The sequence below is a fragment of the Paraburkholderia sp. genome, assembly GCF_035656215.1.
Lineage (GTDB): Bacteria > Pseudomonadota > Gammaproteobacteria > Burkholderiales > Burkholderiaceae > Paraburkholderia.
Map to the genome: position 1 here is coordinate 1 of NZ_DASRSY010000335.1, position 11857 is coordinate 11857.

13 protein-coding genes are annotated in these 11857 nt (G+C 61.1%); 6 read left to right on the plus strand and 7 right to left on the minus strand.

From position 1 onward, the window contains the following. The first annotated feature begins 158 nt into the window (after positions 1-158). The 5 genes from uvrB to VFE81_RS29045 all read left to right on the plus strand — a co-directional run bounded on the left by uvrB (position 159) and on the right by VFE81_RS29045 (position 5919). Positions 159-2252: an excinuclease ABC subunit UvrB gene (gene uvrB / locus VFE81_RS19475; RefSeq protein WP_325046157.1), complete on the plus strand. Its 2094-nt coding sequence runs from the start codon at positions 159-161 to the stop codon at positions 2250-2252. Positions 2253-2575: 323 nt separating this feature from the next. Further along, positions 2576-3124, plus strand: a complete 549-nt coding sequence (locus tag VFE81_RS19480; RefSeq protein ID WP_325046158.1) for an iron transporter — start codon at positions 2576-2578, stop codon at positions 3122-3124. A 127-nt stretch (positions 3125-3251) separates the two neighbouring features. Then, positions 3252-3584: a cupredoxin domain-containing protein gene (locus tag VFE81_RS19485; RefSeq protein ID WP_154565520.1), complete on the plus strand. Its 333-nt coding sequence runs from the start codon at positions 3252-3254 to the stop codon at positions 3582-3584. 86 nt (positions 3585-3670) lie between these two features. Beyond that, positions 3671-4516 carry an FTR1 family iron permease gene (locus tag VFE81_RS19490; RefSeq protein WP_325046159.1) on the plus strand — a complete coding sequence of 282 codons (846 nt, stop codon included), beginning with the start codon at positions 3671-3673 and terminating at the stop codon, positions 4514-4516. Next, on the plus strand, positions 4513-5919 hold the full coding sequence (locus tag VFE81_RS29045) for a 4Fe-4S binding protein (RefSeq protein ID WP_325046160.1): 1407 nt from the start codon (positions 4513-4515) through the stop codon (positions 5917-5919). The genes VFE81_RS19490 and VFE81_RS29045 overlap by 4 nt, the downstream gene beginning before the upstream one ends. 302 nt (positions 5920-6221) lie before the next feature. On the opposite strand, the gene hemP is transcribed toward VFE81_RS29045, so the two are convergent. The 4 genes from hemP to VFE81_RS19515 all read right to left on the minus strand — a co-directional run bounded on the left by hemP (position 6222) and on the right by VFE81_RS19515 (position 8756). Further along, positions 6222-6482 (minus strand): hemin uptake protein HemP, encoded by a 261-nt coding sequence (hemP, locus tag VFE81_RS19500; RefSeq protein WP_325046161.1) that lies wholly within the window; start codon positions 6480-6482, stop codon positions 6222-6224. A 245-nt stretch (positions 6483-6727) separates the two neighbouring features. Then, a complete protein-coding gene (locus VFE81_RS19505; RefSeq protein ID WP_325046162.1) occupies positions 6728-7210 on the minus strand; it encodes an SRPBCC family protein in 483 nt (160 codons plus the stop codon). A gap of 78 nt (positions 7211-7288) precedes the next feature. After that, a complete protein-coding gene (locus VFE81_RS19510) occupies positions 7289-7687 on the minus strand; it encodes an OsmC family protein (protein ID WP_325046163.1) in 399 nt (132 codons plus the stop codon). A 190-nt stretch (positions 7688-7877) separates the two neighbouring features. After that, entirely contained in the window at positions 7878-8756 is an 879-nt protein-coding gene (locus VFE81_RS19515) for a pirin family protein (protein WP_325046164.1), read from the minus strand. A gap of 122 nt (positions 8757-8878) precedes the next feature. Here VFE81_RS19515 and VFE81_RS19520 point away from each other — a divergent pair, with 122 nt between their 5' ends. After that, positions 8879-9865 carry a LysR family transcriptional regulator gene (locus VFE81_RS19520; protein ID WP_325046165.1) on the plus strand — a complete coding sequence of 329 codons (987 nt, stop codon included), beginning with the start codon at positions 8879-8881 and terminating at the stop codon, positions 9863-9865. A 412-nt stretch (positions 9866-10277) separates the two neighbouring features. Here the strand turns inward: VFE81_RS19520 and VFE81_RS19525 are convergent, their stop codons facing one another. The 3 genes from VFE81_RS19525 to VFE81_RS19535 form a co-directional block, all read right to left on the minus strand. Next, on the minus strand, positions 10278-10697 hold the full coding sequence (locus tag VFE81_RS19525) for a biopolymer transporter ExbD (RefSeq protein ID WP_325046166.1): 420 nt from the start codon (positions 10695-10697) through the stop codon (positions 10278-10280). Between the two features lie 16 nt (positions 10698-10713). Then, positions 10714-11445 carry a MotA/TolQ/ExbB proton channel family protein gene (locus VFE81_RS19530; protein ID WP_325046167.1) on the minus strand — a complete coding sequence of 244 codons (732 nt, stop codon included), beginning with the start codon at positions 11443-11445 and terminating at the stop codon, positions 10714-10716. A gap of 27 nt (positions 11446-11472) precedes the next feature. Beyond that, positions 11473-11857, minus strand: a 385-nt coding sequence (locus tag VFE81_RS19535; RefSeq protein ID WP_325046168.1) for an energy transducer TonB, incomplete at its 5' end; no start/stop codon positions are given.

The window sequence follows — 11857 nt, forward strand, 5'->3', positions numbered from 1 at the left end:
GGCGTCATGTGGTCGTAAGCGGATCTGCCCCGGACCAAGCCCAGCACGAGCCTCCGTAAGCATACCGCCGCCCCCCGCCCCCCTACGCAGACCCGCTCAGCCCGGGTTCCCGCAACCCGTTAGAATAGTTCTTTGCCCAAGGCCCGGTGCCGCTCCCCATGTCCGAACAACATCTGACTGAAGTCGACGAGACGCTCGACGAATCCAAATTCGTCACGTTCGAAGGCTCGCCGTTCCAGCTTTATCAGCCGTATCTGCCCGCCGGCGACCAGCCCACGGCGATCGACACGCTCGTCGAAGGCATCGAAGACGGCTTGTCGTTCCAGACGCTGCTCGGCGTGACCGGCTCCGGCAAAACCTTCACGATGGCCAACACCATCGCGCGGCTCGGCCGGCCGGCGATCGTGTTCGCGCCGAACAAGACGCTCGCCGCGCAGCTTTATTCTGAGTTTCGCGAGTTTTTTCCGCGCAACGCGGTCGAGTACTTCGTCTCGTACTACGACTACTATCAGCCGGAAGCGTACGTGCCGCAGCGCGACCTCTTCATCGAGAAAGATTCGTCGATCAACGAGCACATCGAGCAGATGCGGTTGTCGGCCACCAAGAGCCTGATGGAGCGGCGCGACGTGATTATCGTCGGCACGGTGTCGGCGATTTACGGTATCGGCAATCCGTCCGAGTATCACAAGATGATTCTGACGCTGCGCACGGGTGACAAGCTCGGCCAGCGCGACATCATCGCCCGGCTGATCGCGATGCAGTACAACCGCAATGAAGCCGACTTCCAGCGCGGTTCGTTCCGCGTGCGCGGCGACACGATCGATATTTTCCCGGCGGAGCACGCCGAAATGGCGGTGCGCATCGAGTTGTTCGACGACGAGGTCGAGACGCTCCAATTGTTCGATCCGCTCACCGGCCGCGTGCGGCAAAAGATTTCCCGCTTCACCGTGTACCCGTCGTCGCACTATGTGACGCCGCGCGACACCGTGGTGCGCGCGGTCGAAACGATCAAGGACGAACTGCGCGAGCGGCTCGAGTTTTTCTACAGCAACGGCAAGCTCGTCGAAGCGCAGCGACTCGAGCAGCGCACCCGTTTCGATCTGGAAATGCTGCAGGAGTTGGGTTTCTGTAAAGGCATTGAGAACTACTCACGGCACTTCTCGGGCGCAGCCCCGGGCGAACCGCCGCCGACGCTGGTCGACTATCTGCCGTCCGACGCGTTGATGCTGCTCGACGAATCGCACGTGCTGATCGGCCAGTTGAACGGCATGTACAACGGCGACCGGGCGCGTAAAGAGAATCTGGTCGACTACGGTTTTCGCTTGCCGTCGGCGCTCGACAATCGCCCGCTCAAGTTCACCGAGTTCGAGCGCAAGATGCGCCAGGTGGTGTTCGTGTCGGCCACGCCGGCTGACTACGAAAAGAAAACGGCAGGGCAGGTGGCCGAGCAACTGGTGCGTCCTACCGGCCTCGTCGATCCGGAAATCGAGGTGCGTCCGGCGCGCACCCAGGTTGACGATGTGCTCGCCGAGATCAACGAACGCGTCAAGGTGGGCGACCGCGTACTTGTCACCGTGCTGACCAAGCGGATGGCCGAGCAACTCACGGAGTTTCTCGCCGACCATGGCGTCAAGGTGCGTTACCTGCACAGCGATATCGATACGGTGGAACGGGTGGAAATCATCCGCGATCTGCGGCTGGGCACGTTCGACGTGCTGGTCGGGATCAACCTGCTGCGCGAGGGGCTGGATATTCCGGAAGTCTCGCTGGTCGCGATTCTCGACGCGGACAAGGAAGGCTTCCTGCGCGCCGAGCGCTCGCTGATTCAGACCATCGGCCGGGCGGCGCGTAATGTGAACGGCAAGGCGATTCTCTATGGGGACAGGGTGACCGACTCCATGCGCCGCGCCATCGACGAAACCGAGCGGCGCCGCGCCAAGCAGATCGCCTACAACCTGGAGCGCGGCATTACCCCGCGTGGCGTGGTCAAGCGGATTCGCGACATTATCGACGGGGTCTACAACGTCGACGACGCCCGCGCCGAGTTGAAGGAACAGCAGACTCGCGCGAAATTCGAGGACATGTCCGAGAAGCAGCTCGCCAAGGAACTCAAGCGTCTCGAAAAGCAGATGATGGAGCACGCCAAGAATCTCGAGTTCGAAAAGGCCGCGCAGACCCGCGACCAGTTGGCGCTCCTGCGGCAACGGGTGTTCGGCGCCAATGTTGGCGACCACGTGCCCGGCCTCAACTAAGTCATTTTTGCCCCTCAAGGCGCGGCAATGTGCCGCGCCTTCTCCCTCTTCGTCTTACAACCCACTCACACCCCCGCCCGCGCTTCCCTTAACACCGCCTTAAGACCCTGCTGCCATAAGGCTTTGCGTGCGTCCTCGTTTGTTCTCCTTGCCGATCAATGATAAACTCGACCAATATTGAGAATGGTTCGCATTAACGTTCGTAATGCCATTTGCGCGGTCTGCCGCCCCTGGCAGAGGATCGTGGGACCGCTGCATCGAGGCATGCGCAACGCACTGTTCCAATGGGTTCGATTCCAGTCTGATAAAAACAAGGAGTTTCAATGCGGATTTCTTCATTTGTGCGTGGTGGCGCAGCAGCGGTGGCCGCGGTAGCGGCGCTTTCCGCAACGGCAGCGGAATACCCGATCGGCAAGCACCAGATTCAGGGCGGCATGGAAATCGGCGCGGTCTATCTGCAGCCGATCACGATGGAACCCGAAGGCATGATGCGCAAGGCGTCGGATTCGGACGTCCACCTGGAAGCCGACATCCACGCGGTCAAAAACAATCCGACCGGTTTCGCCGAAGGCGACTGGATGCCGTATCTGCAAGTTCGTTATGAATTGACCAAAACCGGTTCGAATCAGACCCAGAAGGGCGACATGATGGCGATGGTCGCCAACGACGGTCCGCATTACGGCGACAATGTCAAGCTGCAAGGCCCCGGCAAGTACCACCTGAAGTTGATTGTCGAAGCGCCGATGCAAACCGGTCACATGGCGTTCGGCCGTCACGTCGACAAGGAAACCGGCGTGGGTCCGTGGTTCAAGCCGATCACGCTCGAATACGACTTCACGTACGCGGGCATCGGCAAGAAGGGTGGTTACTGATCGTCGTAGACGCAGATTATCGCGGCTCGTCACGCGTCGCTTGAGGCCGCGCGTGAGTGAATGAGTGAATGCAGCAGGCGGCGCGCGGACGATGAAACCCGCCGCGCCGCGTTTTCCGGAAAGGCTAATGAGAATTAACCGAAAGATCGCGATCCTCGCCATGACCGCTTTGACGGTGGGGGCCGCGCACGCAGCGGATCTGCCGACCTTCAACCTGGAAATGAACGACGGCAAACTCAATCCGGCGCGCATCGAAGTGCCGGCCGGGCAGCGCATCAAGATTGCGATACGCAACACCGGCAAGGGCGCGGCCGAATTCGAAAGCGTGCAATTGCGTAAAGAAAAAGTGTTGGCGCCGGGCGGGGATTCGTTCGTCGTAATCGCACCGCTCTCGCCGGGCGAATACAAGTTTTTCGACGATTTCCATCAGCAGGCGCAGGGCGTGATCGTCGCGAAGTAGCGGCTAGGGGTGCGAGCGTATGTATGCCTTGAACAGCCGGGTTACGCGTTCGCCAAAGCAGTAAAAGGGTAGAGGGGAGAGCTTGGATGGGTCAGATTCTATTCATCGTGTGGCGGGAAAGTGTTGAGGCCTTGCTGGTCGTCGGCATCCTGTACGCGTGGTTGAAAAATGGCGACGATGACGCGCGCCGCGGTTTGCCGTACCTGTGGGGCGGCGTCGTGGCGGGTTTGATCGCGGCGGTCGCGCTTGGCGCGGCGCTGGTCGGTTTCACCGAAGTACTCTCCGGTGATGCGCAGGATTATTTCCAGACCGCCATGGTGCTGGTCGCGTGTGTGCTGATCGTGCAGATGGTGCTGTGGATGAAGCAGCACGGCCGGTCCCTCAAGCGCGACATGGAACAGTCGCTGCAAAAGAGCAAGCACGATTCGAACTGGTGGGGCGTCGCGTTGCTGGTCGCATTGGCGATCGCGCGTGAGGGCAGCGAAACGGTGATCTTCCTGTACGGCCTTGGGTTCGGCCAGTCCGGCCACGTGGATGGCAGCCAGATGCTTGCCGTGGCGATCGGCCTCGGTCTCGCGTTCCTGACCTTCTACGTGCTGCAGTTGGGCGGCAAGTATTTCTCGTGGCGGCTCTTCTTTCGCATCACCGAAATCATGCTGCTGTTCCTCGGCGCGGGCCTGTTCCAGACCGGTGTCGACAAGCTGATCGACAAGGAAATCCTGCCGACGATCATCGACCAGATGTGGAACTCGTCAGTCATCCTCGACGACTCGAGCACGTTCGGCTCGCTGGTCGCGACGCTCACCGGTTATCGAGCTCACCCGGCGCTGATGAATCTGATCGCTTACGCCGTGTACTGGGCGGTCGTCTATCTGCTGCTGCGCCGCGTGAATCGCAAGCCGGCGCAGCAGGCCGCAGGGCGCGCCGCATGAGTACCGTGATGACCCGCCCGGGCCGACTCGCGGCGGCTGGGCAGTGGATGCAGCGTCACGGCAGTTTGATCCGCGGCATTCAGTGGGTCGTAGTGGCGGTGTATGCATTCCTGATTCTCGTGCCGGCAGTGATGCCGCTGCCGGACGACACCGCACATCTGTGGAATAACCTGACGCTCGCCGCGCAGTTCGTGTTCTGGGGCATCTGGTGGCCGTTCGTGCTGCTGTCGATGGTGATGCTCGGCCGCGTCTGGTGCGGCGTGCTGTGTCCGGAAGGTGCGCTCGCCGAACTTGCCAGCAAATATGGCCGCGGCTGGGCGATTCCGCGCTGGATGCGCTGGGGCGGCTGGCCGTTCGTCGCGTTCGGCATCACTACCATCTACGGTCAGATGGTGAGCGTCTACCAGTATCCGAAAGCGGTGCTGCTGGTGCTCGGCGGCTCGACTTTCGCGGCGATGATCATCGGCTTGCTGTACGGACGCGAGAAGCGCGTCTGGTGCAAGTATCTGTGTCCCGTCAACGGGGTTTTTTCGCTTCTGGCGCGTCTCGCGCCGTTCCACTACAAAGTCGATGAAGACGCGTGGCGCCGTTCGTACAAGAACGGCGAGCATGGGCATCGCGTGATTCCGATCAATTGCGCGCCGCTGGTGCCGCTGCGCAATATGAAGGGCGCGTCGGACTGCCATATGTGCGGCCGTTGCAGCGGACATCGCGACGCGATCGCGTTGACGTGGCGTGCGCCGTCGTCGGAAGTCGTGCAACTCGGCGACAGGCAGGCGAACCCCTGGGACACCGCGTTGATCCTGTACGGCCTGCTCGGCATCGCGATCGGCGCATTTCACTGGACCGCTTCGCGCTGGTTCGTCGACCTGAAGATGTTCTTCGCGACATGGCTGGTCGATCACGACATCACCTGGCCGCTCGATACCAACGCGCCGTGGTTTCTGTTCACGCATTACCCCGAGCAGAACGACGTGTTTTCGTGGCTCGACGGCACGATGGTGATCGGCTACATCCTCGCTACGGCGCTGGTGTACGGCACAGCGTTGCTGGTGCTGCTGATGGGCGCGACACGCATGCTGGGGCGTTTTAGTGCCGTGCGTCTGCATCATTTGACGCAGGGCCTGATTCCGATTGCCGGCGCAGGCGTGTTTCTCGGCTTGTCGGCGACCACGTTGTCGCTGCTGCGCGCGGAACATATGTCGTTGTGGTGGGCGTCGGATATGCGTATCGCGATTCTGGCGATTGCCAATCTGTGGAGCGCGTGGCTCGCCTGGCTCGTCACACGCCGCTATAGCGAGCGCTTCGTTCAACGCGGCCTCGCGATGATGTGGTTCGTCGCGGCGCTGGCAGTGGTCGATAGCGCGTGGTGGCTGATGTTCTGGGGTTGGGCTTCGAAGTAAATCTTAACGATTCGATTGGACGTGCTGCCGGGACCCGCCCGGCGCTGTGCCAAACAAAAAAGCCGTGAGATGACACCATCCCACGGCTTTTTAATTTCTGAATCTGCGACACACGTCGTTTCGTGCATCCGCATTGGGTGAGAACCAAAAAAGCGGCCTGGCTTGCTGCGACGGCTGGCTTGGTGTCTGCACGAAGGGGTCTAGTTCTCACGTGCAAGCCGTCGTGGCTGGCTAATGCCTAACACCTCTCGAGGAGGTGGTCCCCACAATACCCGGTACTGACTTCTATTCGTTGTCGCCTGTTACTTCGTCAGGATCAGCTTGCCTAAGCGCGTCGCACGCAACTGGTAGGTCTCACCGTTATGCATGATGCTGACGTGGCTATGTCCTTGCAGCAGTGCGTCGCTGCGCACGACCCGATCCGACTTTTCGCTCGTACCGTTGGCGAGATCCGCTGCGGGCTTCGCGACGGATGCTGTCGCCGTCGCTGCTTTCGGACGACTGGTCAGCGCGGCCGCCGGGCGGCGCAGGCTGAGTGTGGAAGAGCGCGTGAGATCGGTCATTCGTTTTAGCTGTTGGTCGATTCGATGGATTAATTCTAAATGATAATTATTCCCATTTACAAGGAAGAGAAATTCATCGGATTCGATTTTCGATAGCTGAATGACGGGGAGGTGAGCGGAGAGAGATCGGAGGACGAAGCAGAGTGCTCTAATCGGCCGTCCCGGGACGGCCGGACAAGGAGGATCACAGGCAGGGCGTAGGCAGCGGCCGCCGCTGCGGTGCGGGCAGAACGCCCGCACACGCATCAATGCAACGAACCGGGTTCCTGCCTGGTCTGCACATACTGGCGGATCAAGCGCACAGTGTCGATATCGTTCTCGCGATACGCCGACTTCACGATTTCCTGCGTCTGCACGGCGTCCTGGTCGTCGGAAACGGGCAGGGTGGTCGTGTATTCGAAGCGCAGGAACAACTGCAGTTCGTCAGGCTGCTCGATGGTCATGGTCAGCGAGCCGCCGACATAGTCCGCGGTCGGCAGAATGTCGTAGCGCACGCTCTGGCGATCCTGCAGCGTGACACGGTCGTGCACGGTGGCCTGACCGTAGTGCAGCTCCCGTTCGAGCGTGCTGCCCTCGCGCGCAAGGATGGTGCAACTGTCGAGACCGATCACGAACAATTGCGGCTGTTCAGCGCGCAATACGAGACCCTCCCACAACTGCTCGCGGGTCATCGAGTCGACTAAGGGATTCAACGGATCGTTGATCTGGATAAGGTGTTCGAAATTCAAAACGACGGCTTCCCATGAAAGCGTTGCAATACGTGCGGCTCTGTTAGCCGGTGCCGGCCCATCCGGGCCATTCCTGTATCAGGCGACGGCAAGACCCGAACGGATCGTGATCGAATGCGTGAGGATCTTGTGAACCGGGCACGCATTGGCAATTTGCAAGAGTCGTTCCCGCTGCTCGTCGGACAGATCGCCTTCCAGCATGATCTTGCGGTCGATGGTCGTGCCCGCGTCGCCGGTTTCAAGCGACAGCGCCACGCGCACGTCGGCGAGCGGCCAGCCTTTACGCTGAGCGTACATCTTCAGCGTGATCGACGTGCAGGCCCCGAGACTCGACAGCAACAGCGCGACGGGCGTCGGCCCGCGATCGCCGCCGCCAAGCGACTCGGGTTCGTCGGCGAGCCACGTGTGCTTGCCGTCGTCGAAAAGGACCTGAAAATTCGTCGAGCCGATGTGGGCGGTGACGGTGGACTCTGCCATGCGCGCTCCTGAACAGGGACGGAAATCGCCGCGCACCACGGTCAGTCATGGTTAGACAGCGTGGCGCGCGGCATGAGTCGCTATTGTGAACGAATTTACCGGCCTTCGCGCCCATGCGCGGCGGCGCGCGCGGTGTGGTGAGCACCGCGCCACCGCCCATGGACGCGGTGGCGCGTGCCGACATGGTCAGTCAGTGCGTGATCGCGCCCATGCGCCCAGCCTGGTAATCGGTCACGGCCTGGCGAATTTCGTCTTCCGTGTTCATCACGAACGGACCGTAGCGCACTACCGGTTCTTTCAGCGGCACGCCGCCGAGGAGCAGCACTTCGAGCGGCTCGTCGCCTGCCGTCAACGTGACCGACTCGCCGTCGTTCTCAAACACCACCATCTTCTGCGCGTCGATTTCCTGGCGCGCTTCGCCTTCGCCATAGAAACCCTTGCCGGACAGGCTGTAAGCAAACACGCGATAGTCGGCCGGCACCGGCTGCTGGATCGATGCCCCCGGTTGCAGCGAGAAATGCTGATACAGGATCGGCGTGCGCGTTTCGATCGCCGCCTTCACACCGAGCGCTTCGCCCGCAATCACCTTGACGCGCACCTTGCCGTCCGGCGAGGTCGCGACCGGAATGCTGGCCGACGGTATCTCCTGATAGCGCGGCTCGATCATCTTGTCGCGGCGCGGCAGATTCACCCACAGTTGCACGCCATGCACGCGGCCACCGGTGCGCATGAACGACGGGTCCGGCATCTCACTGTGCACGACGCCTGCGCCTGCAGTCATCCATTGCACGTCGCCGGCACGCAGCGTGCCTGAATGGCCCGCCGAATCCTTGTGGCCGAACTGGCCCTCGAGCGCGTACGTGACCGTCTCGAAGCCGCGATGCGGATGATCCGGTGCGCCTTTAGCCTCGCCCGGCGCGTAGTCGATAGGACCCATTTCATCGAGCAGCAGGAACGGATCGAAATCCATCAGCATGCGGGTCGGAAACGGGCGGTGGACGACAAAGCCGCCACCTTCGGTCGTGCGAACGGCGGGAAACGTGCGTTCGATCGTGCGTGCCGTGCTCATCAAAGTCACCTCAAAAAAGGGGGAATAGCGTTATTTTTGAAACATGGAGCTATTATAGGGACCGTTTTTCAAGGTGCCAGCCGCCGTTGCGCAATGGATTGTTCTATTACTGGAACGATGAGATGAAGATCGATTCACACAATCTGAACGACCTGATGTACTTTTCGCAGGTCGTCGAACATGGCGGTTTTTCCGCCGCCGAGCGCGTGCTGGGTATTTCCAAGTCGCGCCTGTCGCGCCGGCTGACCGAGCTGGAAGCATCGCTGGGCGTGCGTTTGCTGCAGCGTTCCACCCGCAAGCTGGCGCTCACTGAAGCCGGGCAACTCTTCTACCAGCACTGTCAGGCGATGCTGAGCGAAGCGCAGGCGGCCGTCAACGTGGTGCAGCAACTGCGTTCGTCGCCGCGCGGCACGGTGCGCGTGAGCGTGCCGGTGACGGTTTCGCAGACCATCATGTCGCAGATCCTGCCGGAATTCATGCATCGCTACCCGGAAGTGAGGGTGGTGATGCGCGTAACGAACCGCGTGGTCGATCTGTTCGAGGATTCGATCGACATAGCGTTGCGCGTACGCTCCGATCCGCCGGAAAACGCCAACATCGTCGTGCGCCCGTTGTGGCGCACCCAGCAGATGCTGGTTGGCGCACCGAGCCTGTTGCAGCAGAACGCGCCGCCGCTGTTGCCCGCCGATCTGAACCGTTTCGAAACGCTCGATGTGCCGACCGGCGACGGACGCCACGTCTTCGATCTGATTGCGCCCGACGGCACGCGCCACGCGCACGAACACGAGCCGCGTCTCGTCACCGCCGATCTGATGACGATTCGCGAAGCGGTGCTGTCCGGCGTGGGTATCGCCGCGTTGCCGGAGATGATGTACGGCAGCGCGTTGCGCGCGGGGCAATTGTCGCCGGTGATGCCAGGCTGGACCTTCCCGACGCCGCAGTTGTACGCGGTATTCGTGTCGCGGCAGGGGATGGTGCCGGCTGTGCGCGCATTCGTCGATTATCTGGTCGAAATGCTCGATCCGGACGAAGGTAAACACATCATGGGCGAGTGCCCGACGCGTGCCACGGAAGACGCATCGCAGCCTGTTCTCGCGGTTGCGTCATAGCACTTATTCCGTGCGACGACATCGCTTTTAGCATTTAAGCGCCGCTTGTCATGAGTACTTTCAATGGCGGTTTGCTTGAATGCGAGCGCTCGCGGGCCTATAGTGGAATCCCTTCGCTAAGGAGTCTCTTATGCGAAAACTCATGGCCTCTATAATAGTGGGCCTGATAGGGCTGACCGCGCTGTCCGTGTCGATCACGGCTGTCGCATGCGGTGACTCGAGCTATCAGTCATCTTCTGATGGTAAATAATCCCGCCGCCCGAAGGCGCCGAGTGCGCACAAAAAAGGCCTTCATCTGACGATGAAGGCCTTTTACTTTTAGCCCTTGTTTCAAGGGTTGTTCTGATTTTTCGGCAGGCACTGTTTAACAGCGGTGGGTTGCTACGCGTGCGTCTCCTGCCTTCATTTGCGCTTACTTGCTTTTAGGCTGCGTGACGAAGCCGATCTTCGTGAGGCCGCCGGCCTGTGCCGCCGACATCACTTCAGCGACTTTTTCGTACGCGACTTTGCGATCCGCATCCAGATGCAGCTCCGGTTGCGGATTCGCTTGCGCGGCTTCCGCAATCTTCGCGCGCAGTGCCGCGTCGTCGACCTTCTTGTCGTCCCACAACACGTTGCCGTCCGCGTCGACGGAGACCGTCACTTGCGCGGGCTTGGTGTCTTCCTTCTGACTGCTCGCGTGCGGCAGATCGATTTTGACCGCGTGACGAATCACCGGGATCGTCACCATGAAGACGATCAGGAGAACCAACATGACGTCGACGAGCGGCGTCATGTTGATTTCGTTCATCAGGCCGTCGTCATCGTCGCTGGCGAAAGGGCTCATTGCCATCGGAATGCCTCGTCGATCAGTTGGTGCGTGCAGCGAGGCGTAGACCGTCGCCGCGTTTGGACGACGACAGACGGGCACCCGTCACGAAGAATGCATGCAGACCGTGCGCAAAGCGGCTCAACTTGGCGACAAGCGCCTTGTTGGCGCGCGTCAATGCGTTGTAGCCCAGCACAGCCGGAATCGCGACGAACAGGCCGAACGCCGTCATGATCAGCGCTTCGCCGACCGGGCCCGCGACCTGATCGATCGACGACTGGCCGCTCGCGCCGATCGCCAGCAGGGCGTGATAGATACCCCACACCGTGCCGAACAGGCCGACGAACGGCGCCGTGCTGCCGATCGACGCGAGAATCGCCAGACCGCTTTGCATGCGCGCGACGCTTTCGTCCATCGTGTCCTTCAGGCAGCGCGTCACCCAATCCGACACGTCCATGCGATCGTGCAGATGCGGTTGCGTCTGATGATGGTGATCCGCGGCTTCCTGGCCCGACAGCGCGAGTGCCAGGAACGGATTGTCCTGCGGTGTCGACGATCCGGCGCCGAGCTTCTTCACGCCGTCGGCGAGATCATCCGAATGCCAGAACTGCTGCTCGGCATTCTTCGTGAGACGCTTCAGGCGCACCACATTCCAGCCTTTGATGACGATCACGCTCCACGACATGACCGACATGATCAACAGCGCGAGCGCGATACCGCGCGTCACGAAATCCCCTTGCGCCCACACGTGCGCCAATCCGTAGTTTTGCATTGCAATTCCCTGTTTTTAAAATCTGCCTCAATCGTTCAGATTGAAGTTGTAAGGCTGGGTGTACGCGGCCCGAATCGGCTGGCCATTCTCGAGGTAGGGCTTGCAGGCACTCGCGTGCGCTGCGGCAACCGCGGCGTCATCCAGGCGGTTGAAGCCGCTGCTCTTTTTCAGTTCGATGTTCTCGAGCTTGCCCGTCAGTCCGACCACGAACTTCACATAGGCGGTGCCTGTTTCACCACGTCGCCTGGAAAGCGACGGGTACTCTGGCGTGACCATGTTGCAGTCGATGTGCGAAACGTTTTTCGGCGCGATGATTTCCATCGTCGGACGGCCGACTGCCGGCGCAGCCTGAGCGGGTGGTGCAGCCGGCGCGGGCGGCGTCGGATCAGCCGCCGCGACTGGCGTGGGCGAC